The sequence below is a fragment of the Ralstonia sp. SET104 genome (genome assembly GCF_003851545.1).
In the GTDB taxonomy this organism is placed as follows: Bacteria; Pseudomonadota; Gammaproteobacteria; order Burkholderiales; family Burkholderiaceae; genus Ralstonia.
The window spans coordinates 222,282-245,671 of sequence record NZ_BHVX01000003.1 but is presented as its reverse complement, the minus strand read 5'-3'; the positions used below and the strand labels follow the sequence as shown (position 1 = coordinate 245,671).

Annotated in this window: 16 protein-coding genes; 6 read left to right on the top strand and 10 right to left on the bottom strand. The window is 62.6% G+C overall.

Going from position 1 to position 23,390, the window contains the following annotated elements; translation table 11 throughout:
- Positions 1–2 precede the first annotated feature (2 nt).
- The 4 genes from PSUB009319_RS05745 to PSUB009319_RS05730 all read right to left on the bottom strand — a co-directional run bounded on the left by PSUB009319_RS05745 (position 3) and on the right by PSUB009319_RS05730 (position 10,922).
- Positions 3–806 (bottom strand): hypothetical protein, encoded by an 804-nt coding sequence (locus PSUB009319_RS05745; protein ID WP_124381278.1) that lies wholly within the window; start codon positions 804–806, stop codon positions 3–5.
- Between the two features lie 127 nt (positions 807–933).
- Positions 934–1,428, bottom strand: coding sequence for a hypothetical protein (locus PSUB009319_RS05740; RefSeq protein ID WP_124381390.1), 495 nt, complete (start codon positions 1,426–1,428; stop codon positions 934–936).
- Between the two features lie 39 nt (positions 1,429–1,467).
- Positions 1,468–2,046, bottom strand: coding sequence for a hypothetical protein (locus PSUB009319_RS05735; RefSeq protein WP_124381277.1), 579 nt, complete (start codon positions 2,044–2,046; stop codon positions 1,468–1,470).
- Between the two features lie 290 nt (positions 2,047–2,336).
- Positions 2,337–10,922, bottom strand: a complete 8,586-nt coding sequence (locus PSUB009319_RS05730; protein WP_260392884.1) for a hemagglutinin repeat-containing protein — start codon at positions 10,920–10,922, stop codon at positions 2,337–2,339.
- A gap of 859 nt (positions 10,923–11,781) precedes the next feature.
- On the opposite strand from PSUB009319_RS05730, the gene PSUB009319_RS05720 reads away from it, so the two are divergent.
- Together PSUB009319_RS05720 and PSUB009319_RS05715 are read left to right on the top strand one after the other, a co-directional pair.
- Positions 11,782–13,050: a D-amino acid dehydrogenase gene (locus PSUB009319_RS05720; protein WP_124381276.1), complete on the top strand. Its 1,269-nt coding sequence runs from the start codon at positions 11,782–11,784 to the stop codon at positions 13,048–13,050.
- 112 nt (positions 13,051–13,162) lie between these two features.
- A complete protein-coding gene (locus PSUB009319_RS05715) occupies positions 13,163–14,095 on the top strand; it encodes a glutamate/aspartate ABC transporter substrate-binding protein (RefSeq protein WP_124381275.1) in 933 nt (310 codons plus the stop codon).
- Between the two features lie 72 nt (positions 14,096–14,167).
- On the opposite strand, the gene PSUB009319_RS05710 is transcribed toward PSUB009319_RS05715, so the two are convergent.
- From PSUB009319_RS05710 to PSUB009319_RS05685, 6 genes are all read right to left on the bottom strand, one after another.
- Positions 14,168–14,917, bottom strand: a complete 750-nt coding sequence (locus PSUB009319_RS05710; protein WP_124381274.1) for an amino acid ABC transporter ATP-binding protein — start codon at positions 14,915–14,917, stop codon at positions 14,168–14,170.
- Positions 14,914–15,606, bottom strand: coding sequence for an amino acid ABC transporter permease (locus PSUB009319_RS05705; protein ID WP_124381273.1), 693 nt, complete (start codon positions 15,604–15,606; stop codon positions 14,914–14,916). The genes PSUB009319_RS05710 and PSUB009319_RS05705 overlap by 4 nt, the downstream gene beginning before the upstream one ends.
- 2 nt (positions 15,607–15,608) lie before the next feature.
- Positions 15,609–16,304 carry an amino acid ABC transporter permease gene (locus PSUB009319_RS05700; protein ID WP_124381272.1) on the bottom strand — a complete coding sequence of 232 codons (696 nt, stop codon included), beginning with the start codon at positions 16,302–16,304 and terminating at the stop codon, positions 15,609–15,611.
- Positions 16,305–16,364: 60 nt separating this feature from the next.
- The gene (locus tag PSUB009319_RS05695; protein WP_124381271.1) at positions 16,365–17,210 is read right to left on the bottom strand and encodes an ABC transporter substrate-binding protein; all 846 of its coding nucleotides are present in this window, start codon (positions 17,208–17,210) and stop codon (positions 16,365–16,367) included.
- 436 nt (positions 17,211–17,646) lie between these two features.
- Positions 17,647–18,225, bottom strand: a complete 579-nt coding sequence (locus PSUB009319_RS05690; protein WP_124381270.1) for a hypothetical protein — start codon at positions 18,223–18,225, stop codon at positions 17,647–17,649.
- An 85-nt stretch (positions 18,226–18,310) separates the two neighbouring features.
- Positions 18,311–19,102 carry an IclR family transcriptional regulator gene (locus PSUB009319_RS05685; RefSeq protein WP_124381269.1) on the bottom strand — a complete coding sequence of 264 codons (792 nt, stop codon included), beginning with the start codon at positions 19,100–19,102 and terminating at the stop codon, positions 18,311–18,313.
- 328 nt (positions 19,103–19,430) lie between these two features.
- Here PSUB009319_RS05685 and PSUB009319_RS05680 point away from each other — a divergent pair, with 328 nt between their 5' ends.
- Genes PSUB009319_RS05680 through PSUB009319_RS05665 form a run of 4 tightly spaced genes read left to right on the top strand, consistent with a single transcriptional unit; the run spans position 19,431 to position 23,387 of the window.
- A complete protein-coding gene (locus PSUB009319_RS05680; protein WP_124381268.1) occupies positions 19,431–20,120 on the top strand; it encodes a 3-oxoacid CoA-transferase subunit A in 690 nt (229 codons plus the stop codon).
- Positions 20,117–20,779: a CoA transferase subunit B gene (locus PSUB009319_RS05675; protein WP_124381267.1), complete on the top strand. Its 663-nt coding sequence runs from the start codon at positions 20,117–20,119 to the stop codon at positions 20,777–20,779. The genes PSUB009319_RS05680 and PSUB009319_RS05675 overlap by 4 nt, the downstream gene beginning before the upstream one ends.
- 24 nt (positions 20,780–20,803) lie before the next feature.
- A complete protein-coding gene (gene pcaF, locus PSUB009319_RS05670) occupies positions 20,804–22,006 on the top strand; it encodes a 3-oxoadipyl-CoA thiolase (RefSeq protein ID WP_124381266.1) in 1,203 nt (400 codons plus the stop codon).
- Positions 22,007–22,025: 19 nt separating this feature from the next.
- Entirely contained in the window at positions 22,026–23,387 is a 1,362-nt protein-coding gene (locus tag PSUB009319_RS05665; RefSeq protein WP_124381265.1) for a 3-carboxy-cis,cis-muconate cycloisomerase, read from the top strand.
- Positions 23,388–23,390 lie beyond the last annotated feature (3 nt).

The following is a 23,390-nucleotide window of genomic DNA, read 5'->3' as shown; positions in this document are numbered from 1 at the left end:
AATCAGGCGGAACCGTTGACAGGTTTGCCAATGCTGAACGGTGTTCCATCCCCAAAGCTGTAATCCGTGCGACGCAGGCTGACGTCCATCTTGCAGGCCTTGGTGTAAACCGTGCTGCCCACCGTCACGTCTTCGCGGCCAGCGTAGGTGACGGTCAGTTCGTTGACGTAGGGGGCCATGAATGTCGACGGCAGAGAGTCCGTGCCCTGCGCGCGCTTCTCCAGCATCAATAGTGTGACTGGCGTGTTGAGCTGGAAGTCAGCCAGGGCGGGAACGACAGGCTTCACATTGGAATACGCAAGTTCATTAAACGAGACGCTCGCCTGATGGGATAGCACAGCATCGCGCAATTGCTCCAGCGTCATGCGCGTGTAGGTGTAAGCGTAGCGATGCTCGGGGTCGGTATCGGCGTACGTCTTGGCGCCCGCCGGCAGGAACGGTGCCCCCGCCAGCATATAGAGCATGTGGTGTTGGTCGCTCCCAGTGATTTGGTCGATGCGGTTGCGCACATCCAGTGCGGGGTATGCTTGGCCCTCCAACGTTTGCGCGCCTGCGCCGCTGAGCGAGACGATGTCGACTTCGACGGGCACCGTGGACGTCGCTGTTACGTTTGCAGTTTTGCCCGTGGCCGGGAGTGCGAAGCACGCTGCGTCTGCTGTCGTGCCGACTTGCGCGGCTGCTTCGTCGCTGCTGCCACTACCGCCTGTGTTGGCAGCGCTGCTGTTGTCACCACCACCGCCACCACAGGCGACGGTCATGGCTGCTGCGGCGATAGCCAGCAGATAGGTGCGAAGTTTGTTTTGCATGTTCAATCCTTTTAAGTAACAGGTGCTCGCTCGGCGCCAGCCCGGTACGTCGAGCAAAACGCCGATGCGTTGGAATACAACGTTGCTGGTGTGCGCCAATCGAGCTGGCGCACAGGCTCCAGGCGCCTCAGTTGCTGCGGCTGGACATAGGCTGCGGCACGGGGTGGCAGGCCCGATGCTCGTACCGCTCCACTTTTTGCGCGAGCGGCTCGCCGGATGCGTCGGTCACTTCCACCTTGCAGCCGCGCGGCACACGCGTGAAGCGCAGCGTGACCTCCGCGCGGTCGAAGGTGTAGACGCTGGGCACGAAGCAGTGCCACCACGCCGCACCGTTTTCCGCCTGGTCGTAGATGTCGATGTGGACGGGCTCGCCGCGTGGCACTTCGAACGTGGCAGCTTCCCGGTACGGCATCATCCCGTTCGGCTGCCAACCGATGCGCTTGTTGGCGGGTTCGCAGTTGCCGGGCTTCTCTGCAATCAGCAAATGGGCGGTCGAGCCGTAGTCATTCTGGAACGTGACGCGCGTGACCTGCTCGGTCGGCAGGGCTGGGGCTTCGTACTTGCCGAAGATGAACCAGCCGCAGCCGGAGAGGGCGATGATGGCTAGACCGGGAATGGCCATGCTCGCCAAGGAGCGCTGTGAAAATTTCATCCTGATGTCTTACGCCGACACAAGACCAGCACGAACTGCGGCATAACCCTGCGCAATCAAATAGCCGCCCATCGCAAGCGGGGCGGACGACAGATATGAGCCCATCCAGAACGCAAGTGGTTGTCCATTTGCGAGGGTTATCGGAAAGGCGATAAACCACAGAAGCAAAGCGGAGAAGCAAACATGCTCGATGCGGAACTCCTTTAGCCTGGCGGCTAGGAAGGCAAATGTCAGCGGCGTCAGGAACATGTTAGCCAGCATCAGGAAGACGGGGCCGGCCGGGTTGCGGGAGAGGAGAGCACCGATAACGAAGCTTGCAAAAAATGGGACAAAAGCACACATCAGGAATGGCAATATCCAACGCCGAAAATCAAGACGCCATTTTCCAACGGTCATGACAGGCGCCAGAATTTTGCCGTAGATGAAATTCGCAAGCGCCCCGAACATGGCACCAAATAGCATTGAGGAAAGCAACTCAATGAAATTGAATCCAAACTCCCTACTGAAAAATGGTGCGAAGAAAGATTGAAATATCGCAACACCCCAGAAAACAAAGAACAAGCAGAATGTGAGCTTTGATTTTTTCATTTTTACAAAAACATAAATCGCCTACAGCAACTTTCCAGGCGTCAAATCTGACGCTTTTATCAGTAATGTCTTGCAAACGCTTATTGGTAATGGCCGCTACCTCTTATTTCGGTTGGCAATCTTCAAAACAAGGAAAATTAGCACCAGTAGGCAAGACCAAAATACACAGGCGTACAACACCATCATCAGATGCCGGTCATCAATCCCGATACCGATAGTCCTCAGAAAGAGCGCCGCCAACAACAGCAGCCACGGTGAAAAAACCGCTTTCGTGAACTCGAGAATCTTTTTCATCTTGATGGCGACTGAGGGGGAGTAGAGGGTACAAAGGAGCCTCCACCTTGCACAAAGGCACCGGTTCCGACGCCAATGAGAGGGGCTGTAGCGTTCGGTCGCTGAAGTAGTGCTGGCAAGCCCGACGTATACCTTGGGAAGAAACCTGCAGCATAGCTCTGTCCCACTGCACCCGCTTTCGCGCCACCAGCACCGAATGCTTGGCCCACCAAAGCCGCACCTCCGACACTGTTATTGTCCCCATACGCCCAGTTTTGGAAAGCCGCGTTTGCTGCCGAGCCTAGTCCACCAAGTACGGCATTACCAAGCAGCCCTGTGTTCATACCCAACGGCGTTGTCAGAGCTCCATTCAATACCGCAAATGCGACTTCCCCCGGTCGAATCGTCTTGTTCAAGTATTGCTGACCAGCAGCATCAGCGGCACCAGAGAGTGCCCCTCCTGTGCCACTTGCGATAACACATGCCGACGGGTTAAGCATGCGAAGTTGCGCGGTCGCCGTCCCAACCCCAGCGAGGGCGGGTGCCATCGCTATGAGGCCCGCTCCAGCCGCAGCATTAATCGTTTGGTTTTGGGCCTGTTGGCGAGCAGCAGCGTCCCCATTATTTCCTGCAGCCAGTTCTTGAGCTGTCGGCTGCGACAGACCATTCTTCGCGTAGAACCAGTTCTGCCGGTCTTGTGGCAAATAGTTGGCATACATGTCGGCATTAGCTTTCTGGTCTTCCGTAGGGTGGAACATGTAGCTAAGACCGCAGGATGCGCATGACGGGTCTGGCGCCAACATTGCGTGCGCCTCGCCCAAGAAAGCGCGAGCCGCCGAATCTTCCGCTCCTCCGACCCCGTTCTGCACCTGCCGGAAACCTTGCTGGGCCAACCGCCGTTCAGCCTCTTGCTCGCTGATGCCCTGTTGCTTCGCAAAGCGACCGGCGTTGTCCTTAATCCATTTCTGCTCATCCGGGTGCAACTGCCGATTGAACCGGTCCACGTTGTAGCCTGCAACCGCTCCAGCATTCCCACCAACCGCACCTCCGATTGTCGTCGCCAACGCGTTGGAAACAATGTTGCCCAGCGCCTCGTCGACGTTCTTGTTGCCGGTCGGGCTCGAGTCTTGGATGCTACTGGCCAAGTCATTGAGCTTACCCGCCGCCAGCGACGTCGCACCGGCACCCGCAGCCGAGGCCAACGCGCTGCCGCCACCCAGACCGCCCACAATCGCTGCACCTGCCGCTTGCATGGCGGCACGGTTGGCGCCGCCTTCCCTCCATGCTTCCACGCCTGCGTCGTCACCGGCCGCCGCTGCTTCGCGCATCTTGGCATCGGCGTACGTGCCAATGTTGCGGGCAACCGCCGCGCTCGCCGCCTGAGCCGCCGACATCATGTCAGCCTGGTTGTTCAGCAGGTTCTGCAGGTCCGGCGTCTTGCTGACGGTGCCGTTTGTGTTGCCAGTATCGCGGCTCAGGTCAGCCAGGTCTTGCTTCTGGTTGGCCTTGTCCGTCAGCGTGATGGTGCCTTCGGAGACGGCGCTGCGTGTGGTGGCGCTGTCACTGCCGCTGTCGTGCTGGCTCAGCATCGGCGCACCGCCTCCGGTGTTCGAGACGGGGCCTTCGCCAGCCTTCTTGTAGTTGTTGCCGCCGTTGCCGATGGACGCGCCCGCACTGAAGCCGCTGGACTTGGCGTCGTAGTCGGAGTGGTTTTGCAAGTCCGAGAATGTGAGCGTGCCGGTAGTCAGTTGATTCTTGTCGGGTGTGGCGGTGCTAGCGATGTACGCGCCCTTGAGGTCCGTATTGCCCTTGACGGTGATGTCGAAGCCACCGTCGCCGGCCTGGATGCCGGATTGCTCGTTCACGCCCGCGTAGCTGCCGCTGGCGCTACCGCTGCTGTGGCTGAAGCTGGCACTGCCGCCTCCTTGGCTGATGCTGAAGCCGCCGCCCGTGCTTTCCTGGTGCGCGGTGCTCTTGCTGGTGTCTTGCGTGCTGGCGATGTTCAGGTTGCCGCCGATGTCGGCCAGCACCCGGTTGGCGTTGACATTGGCGCCGACGATGTTGGTGTCGCCACCGCTCACGATGGTGACGGTGTCGCTGGCGTTGATGTGCGTGTTGTTCTGCGTTTGCGCGTCCGAGTTCGCATCGCCGTGCGCCTTGGACATCGACGCCGACACACCGAAGCCGCCCGTGCCATATGACACGCCCACGCTCGCGCTCTTGGATTCGTTGGTGCTGCGCGTGCTGTCGGTGTCGGTGCTGCCCGTCAGGTTGACCTGGTTGTTGGCTTGCAGCAGCACGTTCTTGGCGTTGACATCAGAACCCACGATGTTGAGATTGCCGCTGCCCGGTGTGCCATCACCCGTGGCTACAAACGCGGCGGTGCCACCGGCCTTGATGGTGCTGCCGTTGTGCTGCGTGCCGTCTTCGGTAAAGGTGCTCTTGCTCGACTGCGAGCCCCAGCTCAGTTCAATCTTGGCTTCGGGCTTTTGGCCGCTAGCCAGCGCATCGGCTGCGCCACCTGCGGCACCCAGCACGCCGCCAATTCCATCCACGGCGGCCATGGCGTGCAAGGCAGCGGCGCGGCCGTTCTGGCTGTTGCCTGCGGCCTCGGCCTGCTGCTGCACGTTCTGGATGGCGTCGATGACGGGCGACTTCACCGCCAGCGTGAAGCCCGAGCTCTTGGTCTCGTGCGTCTCGTCGTGGTGGCGGTCGGTGGTCGAGGCCTCAATGGTCACGTTTTGGGCGATGCCCGTGACGTTCTGCGCGGCCACGACGTCGGAGCCGGTGATGCGCAAGTCCTTGCCAGCTTGCATGTGCACGCTGCCATCCGTGCTGCCGATGAGGCTGCCTTGCGAGCCCCGCACGGCGTCGTTGGACGTGTCCGTCGTTTGGTTGGTGCCGTACGAGATGCCCGCGCCTGCGCTGCCCAGGCCGCTCTTCTTGACGTCCTTGAAGTGCGACTCATTGGTGGCCGTGTCCGCCGTCGTGACGGTCAGATTGTTGCCGGCAGCCAGATTCACATCGCCGGTGCCGACAATCGTGGCGGCCTTGGCTGTCAGGTCTCGGCCCGCTGCGACGGTGACGGTGTCACCAGACAGCGTGGTGCCGACTGCATTCGTCTGGCCTGCCGAGTCGATGGTGTGCGTGGTCTTGGACGAGAGAAGGCCCTTTCCGGCTTGGTAGTGCTCGTCGCGCACGTCCTGGTGGCTTTGGCCGGCGTTGAGGTTCACGTCGCGGCCTGCGGCTACCTGGATGCCGCCATTGGTGTTGGCGTAGGCGGCCGTTGCGTTCACGTCCTGCCCGGCGCCGATGGCAAGGTTGCCACCGGTCTGGATTTGAGTGCCGGCGTCAGCGTAGGCGGAGCGGTCCGAGCGGTTCTTGTCACCCCAAGCTACGTATTCTTCATTCGACTGGCGCACGGCGTTCAGATTGACATCGCGGTCCGCCACGATAACGGCGTCGCCTGCGGTGTTGATGGCGGCGGCTGTCAGGTTGGCGTCGCGGCCGGCCTGAATCGACAGCGCGCCCGCATCGACGCTCGCCACTTGGTTGATGTTGGTGCCCGAGGTGGTGGCGTTGTTGGTGTTAACGGTGGTGCTGGTCAGGTTGACGTCGCGGCCGGCGGCCAGCAACACCTGGTCGCCCTGGATGTGGCCGCCGAGGTTGTTGAGGTCTTGCGTGGCCTGCGCGAGCAACGTACTGCCCGCCAGCGTGCCGGTGTTGGTGATGTTGTCAGCCGTGACGACCGTCACCTTGCGGCTGGCGATGGTGCCGCTGTTGGTGGCGTCGCCCTTGGCGTTGAAGCTGACATTGTTGCCCGCCATGAGCGTGCCGCCGCCCGTGATGGCGGTGTCCTTGGCGCGCAGGTAGACCTGCGGCACGAGCACGTCTTGCCTGGTGCCATCGGCTAGCGTGACGGTCTGCTTGACCATCCAAACGATGTCGCTGGTGAGTTGCGCCATCTGGGCTTCGGTCAGCGCGGTGCCGACGTTTAGGCCGAAGGCCTTGCCTGCATCGACACCATTGGCCAGCAGCGCCTTGTACTCGTCTTCGTTGCTGGTGTAGTCGCCGATGAAACGCTGACCGGTGGCACGCAGAATCTGCTGCTGAATCAGTTGCTGCTCGTAGAAGCCATCGCCCATGCGCTTGAGTGTGGCGTTCGGGTCATTGCGGAACTGCTCGAGCATGAAGTCGCTCGACAGCCAGCTACGGTAGTTCGCGAAGCGCGGGTCGGTTTCCACCAGCACGTGGCTGCCCGGGTCGCCAATCACGCGGTAAAGCGCGTTGTTGGGCAACGTGAGGTTGGGCACCACGGTGCGGATGACCGTGCCGCCTGGCAGGGTGATGGTGGTGGGCGTACCGGGTGCCGACACGGCCGCACCGGTGCCATTGCCTTGGCCTGCCTGAGCGGATACGGGGACCGACTTGATGGGGTTCAAGCTGCCGGGGCCCGTGCCGTTGGTGGGGCTGACATCCAGTTGGTAATTGGTCTGGATGGTCTGGCCTTGCCAGGCGCTGGAGTCGTAATCCCGGCGGTCGGGCGTGGTCCAGCCCCCCTCATTGATGTAGGTGTAGAGGGCCGTTCCCGAGGTGGTCACGGTTTCGGTGCCCGTCATGCCCACATTATTGGGGCGCGTGCCGATGATGTTGCTGCCCGTGAGGTCGCCGCCGGCCACGATTTGGCTGGCAACGTTGTTCACCACGCCGGCATTGAGCGTCATGTTGCCGCCGGACGTGATGAGGCCTGGGTCGCTCTTCGTGACCACGGTGCGGGTGATTTCCTGTGTGCCGTCGTAGATGGTGAAGGTGTCTACCTGACGGCTGCGCAGGTTGACGTTGAACGCGTTGATGGCGGTATTCAATGCTTGATACTGCGTGACAGCATCATCGTGGCGTTGCTGCCAAGCCTTCAGGTCGGCTTGGTATTGGGCATTGCCAGCCGCTGTCCACGGATAGCTCGCGCGGTCGGGCTGCTTGCCAATTTCTTGCGGCGCTGTGATGCCGAACACGCCCCAGATGGCGTCCGTGGTTTTGTAGAGGAACTGCTCCGGGTTGGTCGGCTCGGTGCAACTGTCCTGCCAGCATGGGGTTTCCGGCACATAAGCGCTGGTGGGCTGGACACCGCCGATGGCGTAATCGAACGGCGGGCCATAACGCTCGAACGGATACTGCGTGGACGGCAGCACCATGACACCCAAACGTGAATCGCCCAGCCACTGCCAATCCGTGCCGTCCGCGTTGCCACCCCGACCTTTCTGCATGAACCTGACCGTGGTCGGGTCAATATCCTGCGTGGAACCGTTCAGGCGATACGAGACAACGTGCTCGCCAGGCGTGGTCTGGTCGACGGTCTCGAAGTGGTTGTTCTGGTTGTTGATTTGCGCGGCGTCAATCGTCAGGTTGCCATCGGCGTTGATGGTGGCCGAGCCGTTGACGATGTTCTGCGCGGAGCCGGTCGCGCGATTGCTTGCATCCAGCGCGCCGCCGATGCGCATGTCGCCCGCCGAGTAGATGAGTGCGTGCTCCTGGTTGTTCAGCGTCTGCACGCCCAAGTCCATGTCGCCACGGCTGGCGATGACGCCGGCCACGCCATCGGCATTGACGGTGTTGGTGAGCGTGTTCGCGCCAATGGCCACGGTGTCGCCATAGAGGCGGCCGATGTTGACGACATCCTCTGCATTGACGACAGTGGCGCCGCCGTCGATGAGGCCATCGTTTGACAGCGTACCCTTTGCAGTCAGCGTGTTCGATGCCACACCCACCAGTTCGCCGCTTTGCGTGTTGGTGATGTTGTTGGCCGACACCGCCAGATTGCGGCCGGCGGACATCGTGCCCGAGTTGGTGACGTCGCCGGTGGTCGTGACGGATACGTCTTGCCCGGCGGCCAGCGTGCCGGTGCTGGTGTAGTCCGATTGCAGGTTCAGCGCGACGCTGCCTTGCGATTGCACCGTGCCATCGCCGCTCATCTGGCCCGCTGCAACGCCCACGCTCTTGGTGCCGTTGAGGTTGCCCTGAGTATTAGTGAGCGCCGTCGCCGCATTGATGCCGACCGTGCCTGCCGATTGGATAGAGCCCTGCGTGTTATTGAGGGTGGACGCCGTGATTTGCGTGCTGTTGTCCGAGCGGACGGCGCCTGCGGCGTTGTCGAACCCCTTCGTGGCGGTCAGCACCACGTTGGCGCCTTCCATGCCGGTGGTGTCGGTCTTGGTGTTCTGGTTGAGCACGTTGGTGCCGGAGACAGCAAGCGTGCCGCCGGCGTGCATCAGGCCGCCGGAGTTGTCGACTGTCGTGCCGGTCACCGTCACATCGCTGTTGGAGGCGATTTGGCCGCCAGCGTTGGTCAGCGTATCTGCGGTGACGGTCAATGCACCGTCGGCTACGAGCTGACCGTTGTCGTTGATGAGCGATTTGGCATGGGCGTCCAGCGTCGTCGCTGAGGAGACGATGCCGTGGTCGTTCGTCAGTGTGCCGGCATCGATGCTGACGGCTTGGCCCGCCACCTTGCCGCGCGTGTTGGTCAACGTGCCCGCCGTCAGCCCCAGTGTGCCGCTGGCCGATACGGTGCCATCAGTGTTGTCGAGCGCGCCGGTGCTGGTGTTCAAGGCAACGTTCTTGCCGGACACCGTGCCACCTTGGTTGCCCAAGCTCGCGGCAGCAATGGACACATCCTGTGCGGCGAGCAGCTTGCCGCCTGCATTGGCGACGTCGCCGGCACTGTTGATGTTCAACGCGCCCGCGCTGGAACCCAGCACACCAGCGGTGTTGTCCAGGCTCGCCACGTTGGCGGTGACATTGCCTGCACCGGCCAGTGTGCCTTGTCGGTTGACCAGAGTGCAGGCCGTAACGTTGGCTGTGCCGGTGGCGGAAATCGTGCCGCTGGTGTTGTTCAGCGCCCCGGTGCCCGTGTTGAGCGACAGGTTGCTTGCGGATACGGTGCCCGCCTGGTTGCCCAAGCTCGCGCCAGAAACGTTCGCATCCTGCGCAGCTATCAGCTTGCCATTCGCGTTAGCGATGTCGCCTGCGCTGTTGACGGTGAGGTTGCCGCCACTGGAGCCCAGTTCGCCCGAGGTGTTGTCCAGCGAACCGGTAGTGATGGTGGTGTCGCCATTGGAGGCGAGCAAGCCGCCTTGATTGACGACGCGCTGCGCATTGACGTGCGTACTACCGCTCGACGACAACTTGCCGGCCGAGTTGTCCAGCGTGCCGCCCGCTTGAACTGCCAAGCCGTTGCCCGAGAGCGTTGCACCGCGCGTCGAAACATCGCCTGTGGCGGACAACGTCACCCCGCCTTGGGCGGACATGTTGCCGCTGCTCGTATCGATGCGACCTGCTGCAACACCGATGGACTGACTCGCCAGCACGTTACCGCTGTTGCGCACCGCATCCAAAGCATTCAGGACAACGCTGCCGGCTTGCGTCAGATTGCCGTTGCCATCAACGCCTGCGCCGATGGTGCCGGTGTTGGCAATCTGCGCGCCCGTTACGGTAGCGTTTGCGCCAGCGACCAAGGTGCCGCTGTTGTTCGTGTTCCCAGCGACGGCGACGTTGCCGCCGCCCGTGATGGCGCCTTGGTTGTTGACGCTCGGCGCGCTAATGCTGGCATCCGCAGCGCTCTGCACGCGACCGGTTGGCGTGATGTTGACGTCGCCATTGGCGGCCAGGCTCAGGCTGCCCGTCAGCGCGGCCAGGTTGCCGCCGATATTGACGCCCAGACCGGCTTCGGTACCAATCAAGCGCGTTGCACCGCCGCCGTACATGCTGCCGAGTTGGCCGACGTCGATGGCGACTTGCGGTGCGGCGCCGATGCCCGCAATGGCGGTCGGCGTGACGCTGCCGTAGTCGATACTGTTGGCGCCCGCCACCGCGTTGATGTGCTCCGCCCACACCTGGCCATTGACGGCCATCGCACGAGAGAGCAAGTCGAGCTGCGCACCATGCGCATCCAGGCCCGCGCCGTTGACGGTGATTTGCCCCTGCTGCACCGACAGGGTGGAGATATTGCCCAGTGCATCGAAATTCGGCGTGCCGGTGGTCAGCGTTACGCGAGGCGCTTGAATGAACGAACAGCCCGCGCAGGTAATTCCCGCCGGGTTGGCGACGATGAGGTTGGCCTGGCGTCCGGCGATTTCCGTTGGGCCAGCCAGCACAGACGGGTTGCCGCTGGTGACCTGGTTCAGGATGACGCGCGCCGAGTTGTTGCCGAGAAACGGGTTGCCCTGCACCCAGCCGGCAATCTGCGTTTGCGAGTTCTGACCGGAGTTATTGAGGACAACGCCACCCGGACCGACGTTGTAGTTCGTGAACGAATTTGAGCTGACACCGGCGGCTGAAGGTGCGTTGATGTTAACGACCGGGGTGCCGTTGGCAGCGACGCCGACGACCGGATGCGGGCCGGGGGCGCCACGGTCTGGCGTCAGTGATTGGGCACCCAAGCCCGACGCAGTCAGTGCCACCGTGGCGGTCAGCGCGAAGGCAGATGCTCTGCGGCCTGCTCGGCTTCCGGTGCGGCGGCCCTTGCCTGTGCTCCGCGCCGATTCCTCCACGGCAACCAGCATGCCGCGTGCGGCATTGAAAACGGTTCGGTAGCACTTCGTGTTCATGAAAAATCCGGGCTTGATATTTTACGAAGCCCGGATTTTCGGCGCGATTAGCACTGCGATTGTGGCTTCACCACAACCGCAACAAACATTAATAATCGTGAATCTAAAGTCTGATTTTCAATTATTTTAATTGTTAACGCTTGTGACTCACCTACCAGGCATCCTCCGGAAATTCCCCTTCGACTTGCAACCATTCAAGACTTCACCCAGCATTACCCGAACGATTGAAGGGTTCGCCTGAACCAAGTGCTTTAGCTCCGCGTGATAGCCATAGAGCCGATGCAGCGCGAGAGCAACGGCACATGACCGGGAGTAGCCACTCTCGCAATGCACAACCAGGGATTTCACTTCCCCCGGCAGCACAGCGACGAAGGACCGAATAGCGTGGCTATGTTCCTGGGTGAATGCGTAGGGGAGCAGAAACCGATGTGGCAGTTTGACTATCAGCGCAGGACGGATTTCACCTGGGACGCTTTTGGCGAGAAGACTGACGGGAGAACGAACGTCGGCCCGCCAAATGGTGGGGCACTTGGCGCTAGAAAAGTTACGGCTTACGGCTAAGGGATACCGCTCAAGATGGCGACAATCACCGACCCGAGTTACCCAGCAACTGGCAGTGCGACTGTGAACCCGCTCCCGAACTCAGCAAATGAAATCCGGTCGCATCTACGCGATGGACACGCTGGGCAGCCCCGGAGCGTAGGGTGCGACTAGAAGGCCTTCGGGCATGGGGAGGCGGTTTCCTACCAGCACAAAAATCCATAGCCCCACAACATTTCCCCCAACAACTCCGCATTTGTGCAACTGCGCGGCTTCTCCGTAAGCTGCCGACAACGAAGCTTCAAGTCTTACCTTCTTCATGCAAATTGCAGTAGTCGGCGCCGGCATCATCGGTATCAGCACGGCGTACGCGCTGGCTCAGGACGGCCATCAGGTCACCTTGGTCGAGCGTCATCCTGGCCCGGGTGAGGGCACCAGCTACGCCAACGGCGGGCAGTTGAGCTACAGCTATGTGGCGCCGCTGGCCGGCCCCGGTGTGCTCTCGCATGTGCCGGGCTGGTTGTTGCGCCGCGATTCACCGCTGCGCCTGAAGCCTTCGCTGGATCCGGCGTTGCTGCGCTGGGGGCTGCGCTTTATCGCGGCCTGCAATCGGGACCGCGCTGATCGCACCACGCGTGAACTGCTCGCCCTGTCGTTCTACAGCCGCACCCGCATGGAGGCGCTGCGCGAGGCGTCGCCGGACCTGGCCTTCAGCTTTGCCCGGCGCGGCAAGCTGGTCGTACACCGCGACGCCGGTGCATTCGAGTCTGCCCGCGCACAGGTCGGCTATCAGGCCACGCTCGGTTGCGAGCAGCATGCCTTGTCGCCCGACGAGGCCATCGCCCACGAACCCGCGCTTGCCGGTGTGCGTGGCGAGATCGTCGGTGCCATCTACACGCCTGATGAAGACGTGGCCGATTGCCATCAGCTCTGCGTCGGCTTGTTCAACTGCCTGCGCGAGATGCCGAACGTGACGCTGCGCTTCAATACCGGCGTGGGCGCGCTGTGGGTCGAAGGCCGTCGCGTGCGAGGTCTCAAACTTGCCGATGGCGAACAGATTGCTGCCGATGGGGTGGTGATGGCAGCAGGCGTGACGAGCGCCAAGCTGCTCAGCCCATTGCGCATCGACCCCGGCCTGTATCCGCTCAAGGGTTACAGCATCAGCCTGCCGTTGGGCGAGGGCGATGTTGCCCCGGTGATCAGCGTGACGGATGCGGCGCGCAAGATTGTCTATGCGCGCATCGGACAAGCGCTGCGTGTGGCGGGCATGGCCGATCTGGTGGGCTGGTCAACGGCGCTCGACACGCGCCGCGTGCAGACGCTGTATGACGAAACCCGCGCGCTGTTTCCGGGCGCCATGCGCGCCAGCGACGCGGGCGCGGATGCGGCACCGTGGGCAGGCATGCGGCCTGCAACGCCCACGGGCGTGCCGGTGGTGGGCGCGTCGCCGGTGGACGGGTTGTGGTTGAACGTCGGCCACGGCGCACTGGGCTTTACGCTGGCGCTTGGCAGTGCAGGCTTGTTGACCGATCTGATTGCCGGGCGCAAGCCCGCGATTTCCGCCGTGCCGTATGCGCTGGCCGCGTGACACAAGAATGAGCGTCAAAAGACCGAGCGTGCAGGCCCGATGACGTATATCTGGCCAGCGCCCACCGGTAATCAAAGTAGTCTGGAGCGAACACACCCATAGGAGGGGAAGCATGAAGACCTTGCATTCGACCAAACGTATTCTGGGCGGCCTGACGTTGGCCGCTGCTGGTGCGCTGACGCTGGCTATGCTGTCAACCAGTGCACAGGCGCAGTCGAACGACACGCTGGCCAAGATCAAGCAATCGGGCGTGATCTCGGTGGGCTATCGTGAATCGTCGATTCCGTTTTCGTACCAGGCCGACGCGAACACCATTACCGGCTATTCGCAAGAAATCTCCAACATGATCGTTGCCGGCGTGGAAAAGAAGCTGGGCGTGCCGAAGCTGCAGGTCAAGCTCACGCCGATCACATCGCAGAACCGCATCTCGCTGCTGCAGAACGGCACGATCGATTTCGAGTGCGGCTCGACCACCAACAACCTCGAGCGCCAGAAGCAGGTCGCGTTCTCAAACAACATCTTCATCTACGGCATGCTGATGCTGGTGAACAAGAAGTCGGGCATCAAGGATTTCTCGGACCTGAAGGGCAAGACTGTGGTGACCACCGCTGGCACGACCGAAGACCGCATCCTGCAAAAGATGAACGGTGAGGCCAAGGACGCCGACAAGATGAACCTGATCCTCGCCAAGGACCATGGCCAGGCATTCCTGACGCTGGAATCGGGCCGCGCCGTGGCGTTCGTGATGGACGAGCCGCTGTTGTACGGCGAGCGCACCAAGGCCAAGAATCAGGCCGACTGGGTCGTGACCGGCACGCCGCTGCAGACCGAAACCTACGCGTGCATGATGCGCAAGGATGATCCGGCGTTCAAAAAGGTGGCCGACGATGTGATTGCTGACCTGATGAAGTCGGGCCGCGCCAACAAACTGTATGAGAAGTGGTTCATGCAGCCGATCCCGCCGAAGAACCTGAACCTGAACTACCCGATGACGGCAGGCATGAAGGACTTGTACGCGCACCCGAACGACAAGGCTATCCAGTAAGCCGCGTCATGGCGCATCAAAGAGAACGGGGGACATCGTGTCCCCCGTTTTTTTATTGCGCGATACCTGCGATCAGGCCGGCACGCTCCACGGCGAGCGGATATCGGCCAGAAAGCGCTGGGCACGCGGATGCTGCGGATGCAGGAAGAAGTCTTCCGGCGTGGCGCGCTCCAGCACCTGGCCCTGGTCCATGAAAAGCACGCGGTCGGCCACTTCGCGCGCGAAGCCCATTTCATGCGTTACGCAGACCATGGTCATGCCGTCGCGCGCGAGGTTCTTCATCACCTGCAGGACTTCATTCACCATCTCGGGGTCAAGCGCGGAGGTGGGTTCGTCAAACAGCATGACTGGCGGCTTCATCGCCAGCGCGCGGGCAATCGCCACGCGCTGTTGCTGGCCGCCCGACAGTTCACTCGGATAGGTATTGGCCTTGTGCGGCAGGCCCACGCGTTCGAGCAGGCTCATCGCAAAGTCTTTGGCTTCCTGCGCCTGCATGCGCTTGAGCTGCACCGGCGCGAGGACGCAGTTCTGCATCACCGTCAGGTGCGGAAACAGGTTGAACTGCTGGAACACGAAACCGATGCCGCTGCGCAGCACGTTGACGTCCACGCCGCGCGCATGCACATCGTGCCCGTTGACGGTGATGCGGCCTTTCTGGATGGCCTCCAGCCGGTTGAGCGTGCGGATAAGCGTCGACTTGCCCGAGCCCGATGGCCCGCACACCACCACCACTTCGCCCTTGGCGACGGTTTCGTTGACGTCGACCAGGGCGTGGTAATCGCCGTACCACTTGTCGACGTGCTCGATCGTGATCATGTTCATGGTTTGGATGGGGCTCGTGCTGCCAGCCTGCGCTCAAGGAAAAACGCCACGCGAGTCAGGCCAAAGCACATGACGAAATAACTGATGCCCAGCAGGCCATACACCTCGGCCGATTTGACCATCACGGCCGTGCTGATCTGCCCGGCCACGAACGACACCTCGGGCAGGCTGATGATGTAGCCCAGCGAGGTCTCCTTGATGGTCGACACAAGCTGGTTGACCAACGACGGCAGCATGTTGCGCAGCGCCTGCGGCAGAATCACCCGGCGCATCGCCTGCATGTATGACAGGCCGAGCGAGCGGGCGGACTCCATCTGCCCGCGCGGCAGCGCCTGGATGCCGGCACGCACGATCTCTGCCAGATATGCACCGTCAAAGATGACGAGCGCCGTCAGCATGGTGCTGAACTGATCGGTGCGATGGCCGGTGACAGATGGCAGCAGGAAGTACGCCCAGAAGATCACCATCAGCAGCGGCGTGCCACGAACCACGTAGACGAGTGCGGTGGCCGGCCAGCGCAGCGCCGCAATCGGGCTCACGCGGCACAGGCCGAGCACGATGCCCACCGGCAGCGCAAGCACCAGGCCGGCCGATGCCAGCAGGAAGGTCAGCGCCAAGCCGCCCAGCGGCCCATTCGGATACTGCCCGATCAGGTAATAGACGCCATAGGTTTGAATGAGATCGAGCATGGCTACAGTGTCCGCACGGGGTAGCGATGCTGATACCAGGCCGAGAACACCGTGATCGCAATCGAAATGCTCAGATAGGCTGCGGTGGCAAACGCAAAGGCCTCAAAGCCGCGGAAGGTCGCGGACTCCACCTGCTGCGCCTGGTACATCAACTCGGCCACGCCGATGACCATCGCGATGCTCGAGTTCTTCCAGAGGTTCAACGTTTGATTGACCAGCGGCGGAACCGTCACGCGCAGCGATTGTGGCAGGATCACCAGCCGCATCGCCTGCAAAAAGGAGAGCCCCAGCGCGCGGCTGGCCTCAATCTGCTCTTTCGGGATCGAGCGGATGCCGCTGCGGATGTCTTCCGCCATGTAGGCAGTGGTATATAGCACGAGTGCGATGACGGCGCTCGCGGCCTCGTAGTTCATGCTGTAGAGCCAGTCCCGGATGACTTCCGGCAGCATCTGCGGCGCGCCGAAGTACCAGAACAGCATGTGGGCGAGCAGCGGCACGTTGCGGATGGCCTCGACAAAGGTCTGGCCGATGCCGCGCAGCGGCGCGGCCGGCGCCAGCCGAAGCAGCGCGACGACGATGGCCAGCGGCAGTGCCAGCACGAACGCCAGCACCGAGAGCTTGATCGACAGGAAGAAACCGCTGACGAGCCACTGGTGATACTGCCCAGAGAGCAGCATCGACAAATCAAATTGGGGCATGGAGATTCACCGCCCGGCCGAAGGTCAACGCCGTGGCCGGGCGGCCCGACTTGCTAGGAATTAATCGATCTTGTCGGTAGAAATCTTGAACGTGCGCTGCGGGAAGGCCATCTTCGTGGTCGGGCCGAACCACTTGTCGAACAGCTTCTGCGCTTCGCCGCTCTTTTCCATGCCCAGCAGCACGTCGTCGACCTGTTTCTTGAAGGCCGGCTCACCCTTGCGGATGCCCAGCGCGAGGTGCTCGGTCGACAGATTCTGCGGCAGCAGCGCATAGTCCTTTGCCGCCGGGCCCATCTTGGCCATGTTGCCGATCAGCGTGGTCTCGTCGTTCACGTAGGCGGCGCCCTTGCCTTGCTGCAGGGCCAGCAGCGCTTGCGGGCTGTTGTCGAACGAGACGACATCGGCGTTCTTAATGGCCTTGGCGATGTTGGCTTCCATGGTCGAGCCCTTCACCGTCAGCAGCTTCTTGCCATCAAGCTGGGCGAGTGACGTGATGCCGCTGCTCTTCTTCACCATGGCCTTCTGGCCGGTGATGAAGGTCGACACCGAGAAGTCGATCTGCGCCTCGCGTTCCTTGTTGTGCGTGAGCGAGGCGGCCAGCAGGTCGACGCGGCCTTGCTGCAGTTCGGGCAGGCGCGCGGCCACGGCCAGTTGCTTGAGGACCGGCTTGACGCCCAGGCTCTTAGCCACCGCGTCGCACATATCGACGTCGTAGCCGACGATCTCGCGGCTCATCGGGTCCTTCAGGAAGCTGAACGGCTCGTCGGTGCCGAGCACGCCGCAGACGAGTTCGCCTTTCTTCTTGATGTCGGAAACCTGGTCGGCATGCGCAGTGGTGGCGATCAGGGTTGCCGCGGCCAGGATGGTGGCACCAGCAAATTGCGTCAGACGTCGGCTTATTTTCATCGGGATTCCTCCTTGGCGACTTGGGTAGTGGACAGCATGCGGATCAGGACAAATCAGGACCGCCCGCGAGCATACCGGTGTATGCGCGGTTTGGACGCACGGATTTCGGATAACCATATTACGGCGAGCGAGCCGTTGGGCCACGCCCGCATAGAACGCCCCACTATAGTCCATGCCGAAGCGGCGCAGAGGCAGGTTGGCGAGCAGAGCGGGGTGCAGTGCACAGGCGGGATGTCGGGTTGCCGGGGTTGCGCGCCTGCCGGCCGTTGAGGCTGGTGCAGCAAGGCAGGGGCCCGGCAGACGTTGGGTGAAATGAGACGTTGTCTGCCATTAATGACATGGCAGCCGACTGCACTCCATCAGGGGATTCCCGGGGCCCAGCGCGGGCTTACGGGCCTACGGGCCTACGGGCCTACGGGCCTACGGGCCTACGGGCTTACAGCGTGCCGCAGATCGATTCATTGATGGGCACGTCCCCCACTGTCTCGTGATCGTTGCCGCGATAGCGGTAGACCAGACTCAGGCCCAGGCGCGTAAGGATGCGCACATCGCCGTTGTTGCAGATGTTCTTCTGCAGGATCGGCACGAAATTCAGCCGAAAGCCCTGCGATGCAGCCGAGTGCGCCGCGTAATTGGTCAGCGTGATGACGAAGACGAGGTTCTTCTTCTGCACCAGCGAGCATTGCGCCAGCGCGGTCTCGCGGTCGAGCGGAACGGGGGTGAAGCGGTTGATTTCGGCGCAGGCCTGGGTGAGGGCGCGGTCCGCATTGCGGGCGGGACCAGTCAGGGCCGGCACGCCTGCGGCTGCCGTGCTGCGGCCGGTGGCGGCGCCTACCAGCATGCGGGCCAGCGGCGTCAGTTCTTGCATGGCCGTAGCCAGCGGCGTCGATTGTGCCCACACCGGGCTGGACAGCAACGGCAGGGCAAGCGCCAGGATGCGCCAAGCGTGCGCCCGGCGTTGGCGACCTCTCACATCCAGACCGGTTCGAATGGCGGTGTGTTGAGTCACAGACATCCTTTTTGCCCACGGAGCCACGATTTTATTGAAAAAACAGTCTGGATGCGAGGCTCACAGCGCACCGCGCGCTGCCGCTTGCAGTTCAGGTCCGTACCCGCACCATGGCCGAAATGCGCTCGGCCGCTTGTCGCAGCGGACCGAGAAACTGCTTCGTCATCTGCTTGCCGGACGTCCGGTTGGCTTGTCCGCTGATATTCATGGCAGCGATGATATCGCCGGCGCGATTGCGGATTGGGGCCGACAGCGAAATCAACCCTTCCTCAAGCTCTTGGTCGACCAGCGCCCAACCCTGTTGACGCACGCCGGTAATGATCTCTTTCAATGCGTCGACTTCTGTAACGGTGCGCTGCGTGCGCGCGCGCCGGTCTGACTCGCGCAGTGCAATGTCAAGCTGGGCCTCGGGCAGACCCGACAGCAGCACGCGGCCCATCGACGTACAGAACGCCGGCAGGCGGCTGCCGACCGACAGGTTCAGCGCGATGATTTTCTGCGTGGGCACGCGCAACACATAAACGATCTCCGTTCCATCCAATACGGAGGCTGAGCAACTTTCATGCACCGTTTGCACAAGCTCTTCCATCACGGGCTCGGCGAGGTTCCAGAACGGCATCGAGGTGAGGTAGGCGAAACCGAGATCGAGGATCTTGGGCGTCAGGCGGAAAAGGCGGCCTTCAAAGCTGACGTAGCCCAGGCTCACCAGTGTGAGCAGGATGCGGCGGGCGCCGGCGCGAGTCAGGCCAGTTGTCTCGGCGACTTCGGAGAGCGTCTGCTCGGGGCGTTCGGCATTGAACGCGCGGATGACGGACAGCCCCCGAGCAAAGGACTGGACGTAGGAATCGCTGGGTTTTTCAACAGGGAGTTCGGCGGCAGACATGCAAAAAAAAGCGAAAGCGATGCAGTGGCCTCAAGACTACTGACATTGCCCTGGTTTCGCTACTCGAACAGCTGATCGGTATGCGCACGCCCTTGACACCCTCGGCAAGGGAGGCGTAAATTAGTTCTCGGATCGAACTTGAGTTCGTATATCGAACAAACGAGGGAGAGATAGCGTAGGCCGGACAGCAAAGGCCTGTGTCGATCCAATCGTCAAACAGGAGACTCGCAGGCCGCACGGTTGCGGCTCGGCCATGTCCGAGCCGCCGCGATGCTCCGAACGGCGCCAGGCCATCGAAAATGCGCGGCGCCCTTGCCGGAGAATGCACGTGATCAACAAGCTTTGTCCGTCCGTCGAGGCCGCGTTGGCCGATATCCCGGACGGTGCCACCATCATGATCGGCGGGTTCGGTACCGCCGGCATGCCCTCGGAGCTCATCGACGGGCTCATCGCCCACGGCGCGCGCGAGCTGACCATCATCAACAACAACGCCGGCAACGGCGAGACGGGCCTGGCCGCGCTGCTCAAGGCGCGCCGCGTGCGCAAGATCATCTGCTCGTTTCCGCGTCAGGCCGATTCCTACGTGTTTGACGCGCTGTACCGCGCGGGCGAACTTGAACTGGAACTCGTGCCGCAAGGCAATCTGGCCGAGCGTATCCGCGCAGCGGGTGCCGGCATTGGCGGCTTTTTTTGCCCCACCGCATACGGCACGCAATTGGCTGAAGGAAAAGAAACGCGCATCATCAACGGCAAGCCGTACGTGTTTGAACTGCCGCTGACGGCCGACTACGCACTCATCAAGGCCCTGCGTGCAGACCGCTGGGGCAACCTGGTCTACCGCAAGACGGCGCGCAACTTCGGCCCGGTGATGGCGATGGCGGCCAAGTGCACCATCGCGCAAGTCAGCGAGACGGTGGAGTTGGGCGAGCTGGACCCCGAGCACATCGTTACGCCGGGGATCTTCGTCAAGCGCGTCGTGCAGCTCGGCAACGCTGCGCAAGCCAAGGAGGCCGCATGAGCGACGTCAATCCTACTGCCGTGCGCCGCTGGACGCGCGACCAGATTGCCACGCGTGTGGCGCGTGATATTCCTGATGGCTCGGTCGTCAACCTGGGTATTGGCCTGCCGACACTGGTGGCCAACCAGTTGCCCGCGGATCGAGAAATCATCCTGCACACCGAGAACGGCCTGCTCGGCATGGGCCCCGCACCTGCGCCCGGCCAAGAAGACGAAGACCTCATCAACGCCGGCAAGCAGCCCGTCACCATCAAGCCCGGCGCGTCGTTCTTCCATCACGCCGATTCGTTTGCCATGATGCGGGGCGGCCATCTCGACTATTGCGTGCTCGGCGGCTTCCAGGTGTCGGCCACGGGCGATCTCGCCAACTGGCATACCGGCGCGCCGGACGCCATTCCCGCGGTGGGCGGGGCGATGGACCTGGCCATTGGCGCCAAACGCGTCTTTGTCATGATGGAGCACCAGACCAAGCAGGGCGCGAGCAAGATCGTGCCGTCGTGCACGTATCCGCTGACGGGCATCGGCTGCGTCGATACCATCTACACCGACCTTGCCGTGATCGACATCACGCCCGAGGGGTTGGTGGTGCGCGAGATGGCCGACGGCCTGGATTTCGATACGCTGCAGACGCTGACGGCCGCGCCGCTGCGTCGTACATAACGACTATTGGAGACAGAACACATCATGACGGAAGCCTTTATCTGCGACGCCATCCGCACTCCCATCGGCCGCTACGGTGGCAGCCTGTCTGCCGTGCGTGCGGATGACCTGGGCGCCGTGCCGCTCAAGGCGCTGATGGCGCGCAACCCGCAGGTCGACTGGTCGGCTATCGACGACGTGATCTTTGGCTGCGCCAACCAAGCCGGTGAAGACAACCGCAACGTGGCGCGCATGTCGTCGCTGCTCGCGGGGTTGCCTGACAGCGTGCCGGGCTCGACCATCAACCGCCTGTGCGGCTCCGGCATGGACGCAACCGGCACCGCTGCGCGCGCCATCCGCTCGGGTGAAACCGCGCTGATGATCGCTGGCGGCGTAGAGAGCATGAGCCGTGCGCCGTTCGTGATGGGCAAGGCCGCGAGCGCCTTCTCGCGCGATGCCGCCATCTACGACACCACCATCGGCTGGCGCTTCGTCAACCCGCTGATGAAGGCCCAGTATGGCGTTGACTCGATGCCCGAAACCGCCGAGAACGTCGCCACCGACTACAAGATCAACCGCGAAGATCAGGACCGCTTTGCGCTGCGCAGCCAGGCCAGCGCCGCCCGTGCGCAGGAAGACGGCACGCTCGCGCAGGAAATCACCCCGGTGACGATCCCGCAGAAGAAGGGCGACGCCATCGTCGTGAGCCGCGACGAGCATCCGCGCGCAACCACCCTGGAAACGCTCGCCAAGCTCAAGGGCGTGGTGCGTCCGGATGGCACCGTTACCGCCGGCAATGCGTCGGGCGTGAACGATGGCGCCTGCGCGCTGCTGCTCGCCAATGAGGAATCGGCCAAGCGCTTTGGCCTGACGCCGCGTGCGCGCATCGTCGGCATGGCCACCGCCGGTGTGCCGCCGCGCGTGATGGGCATTGGCCCGGCACCCGCCTCGCAAAAGCTGCTCAAGCAACTCGGTTTGACGATTGATCAGATGGACGTGATCGAGCTGAACGAAGCGTTTGCCGCGCAAGGTTTGGCCGTCATGCGCCAGTTGGGCCTGCGGGACGACGACCCGCGCGTCAACCCGAACGGCGGTGCAATCGCACTGGGTCACCCGCTCGGCATGAGCGGCGCGCGCCTGGTGACGACGGCGATGTACCAACTGCAACGTACTGGCGGGCGCTACGCGCTGTGCACGATGTGCATCGGCGTGGGCCAGGGCATTGCGCTGGTGATCGAACGCGTTTGATGTTGCGATAAGCGCGGCCATGACCAGCGGACTGCTCGATCGTGCCTTTTCCACGCCAGCCATGCTGGCGGTGTGGTCTGATGCGGCCACCGTGCGCGCGATGCTCGATGTGGAGGCCGCACTTGCGCAGGCCGAGGGCGCGGTTGGCGTGATTCCGGCGCAAGCCGTTGCACCGATTCGTGCGGTCTGCGCCAAGGTGACGTTGGACCTGGACGCGCTCGGCAACGCGGCTGCCAGCGCGGGCAATCTGGCGATTCCGCTGGTCAAGCAACTGACTGCTGCTGTCGCGCAGCACGATGAAAATGCCGCGCGCTACGTGCATTGGGGCGCGACCAGCCAGGACATCATCGACACCGGTTTGATGCTGCAGTGGAGGCAATCGGCCGAGTTGATGGAGGCCGACTTGCAGAAGCTGGCTGACGCGCTGGCCGCGCTTGCGCAACGTCATCGGAATACGCCGATGGTGGCCCGAACGTGGTTGCAGCAGGCCTTGCCGACCACTTTCGGACGCAAAGTTGCTGGCTGGCTGGAGGCGGTGCATCGTGCGCAGGATCGCTTGGCTGCGTTGCGTGCGCATGTGCCGGCACTGCAGTTTGGTGGTGCCGCTGGCACGCTCGCCAGCCTGGGCGAACATGCGCGTGCGGTTGCGCAGGCGCTGGCGCACGAACTTGATTTGCCGTTGCCGACGCTGTCCTGGCACGGCGAGCAGGATCGGGTTGCCGATATCGGCGCTACGCTCGCGCTGCTGACTGGCACGCTGGGCCGCTTCGCGCGCGATCTCTCGTTGATGATGCAGACCGAAATCGGTGAAGTTGCCGAGCCTTCGGGTGCGGGCAAGGGCGGCTCTTCCACCATGCCGCACAAGCGCAATCCTGTTGGCTGCGCGACGGTGCTGGCCGCGGCCACGCGCATGCCGGGTTTGGCGAGCACGCTGCTCTCTGCGCTGCCGCAGGAGCACGAACGTGCGCTCGGTGGCTGGCAGGCGCAATGGGCGACGCTGCGCGAGATGGCCTGCCTTGCAGCCGGTGCGCTTGATCGCATGCGCGAAATCATTGAAGGCTTGCACGTGGATGCGGCCCGCATGCATGCCAACCTTGGCCTTACGCACGGCCTGATCCTTGGTGAGGCCGTCATGCTGGCGCTGGGCGCAGACCTTGGCCGCTTGCAGGCGCACCACGTGGTTGAAGCCGCCAGCCGCAAAGCCGTACAAGAAAACAAAACGCTGCATGACGTACTGGCCCAGGATGCTGACGTCCTGCGCATCTGGGGCAGCGCCACACCGCAACGGTTGACGGCACTGCTCGACCCCACCCATTACCTTGGCGATGCGGGCGCTGCTGTCGACCGCGTGCTTGCGGAACACGCCCGCCGCCACGCCTGAACA

What these genes read in the sequence shown, in the direction of transcription:
- PSUB009319_RS05685 (WP_124381269.1), bottom strand. Translation starts at nt 19,102, where the DNA reads ATGTCTGCCGCCGAACTCCCTGTTGAAAAACCCAGCGATTCCTACGTC.
- pcaF (WP_124381266.1), top strand. Translation starts at nt 20,804, where the DNA reads ATGACGGAAGCCTTTATCTGCGACGCCATCCGCACTCCCATCGGCCGC.
- PSUB009319_RS05705 (WP_124381273.1), bottom strand. Translation starts at nt 15,606, where the DNA reads ATGCTCGATCTCATTCAAACCTATGGCGTCTATTACCTGATCGGGCAG.
- PSUB009319_RS05745 (WP_124381278.1), bottom strand. Translation starts at nt 806, where the DNA reads ATGCAAAACAAACTTCGCACCTATCTGCTGGCTATCGCCGCAGCAGCC.
- PSUB009319_RS05715 (WP_124381275.1), top strand. Translation starts at nt 13,163, where the DNA reads ATGAAGACCTTGCATTCGACCAAACGTATTCTGGGCGGCCTGACGTTG.
- PSUB009319_RS05740 (WP_124381390.1), bottom strand. Translation starts at nt 1,428, where the DNA reads ATGGCCATTCCCGGTCTAGCCATCATCGCCCTCTCCGGCTGCGGCTGG.
- PSUB009319_RS05665 (WP_124381265.1), top strand. Translation starts at nt 22,026, where the DNA reads ATGACCAGCGGACTGCTCGATCGTGCCTTTTCCACGCCAGCCATGCTG.
- PSUB009319_RS05720 (WP_124381276.1), top strand. Translation starts at nt 11,782, where the DNA reads ATGCAAATTGCAGTAGTCGGCGCCGGCATCATCGGTATCAGCACGGCG.
- PSUB009319_RS05690 (WP_124381270.1), bottom strand. Translation starts at nt 18,225, where the DNA reads ATGTCTGTGACTCAACACACCGCCATTCGAACCGGTCTGGATGTGAGA.
- PSUB009319_RS05730 (WP_260392884.1), bottom strand. Translation starts at nt 10,922, where the DNA reads ATGAACACGAAGTGCTACCGAACCGTTTTCAATGCCGCACGCGGCATG.
- PSUB009319_RS05700 (WP_124381272.1), bottom strand. Translation starts at nt 16,304, where the DNA reads ATGCCCCAATTTGATTTGTCGATGCTGCTCTCTGGGCAGTATCACCAG.
- PSUB009319_RS05735 (WP_124381277.1), bottom strand. Translation starts at nt 2,046, where the DNA reads ATGAAAAAATCAAAGCTCACATTCTGCTTGTTCTTTGTTTTCTGGGGT.
- PSUB009319_RS05695 (WP_124381271.1), bottom strand. Translation starts at nt 17,210, where the DNA reads ATGAAAATAAGCCGACGTCTGACGCAATTTGCTGGTGCCACCATCCTG.
- PSUB009319_RS05710 (WP_124381274.1), bottom strand. Translation starts at nt 14,917, where the DNA reads ATGAACATGATCACGATCGAGCACGTCGACAAGTGGTACGGCGATTAC.
- PSUB009319_RS05675 (WP_124381267.1), top strand. Translation starts at nt 20,117, where the DNA reads ATGAGCGACGTCAATCCTACTGCCGTGCGCCGCTGGACGCGCGACCAG.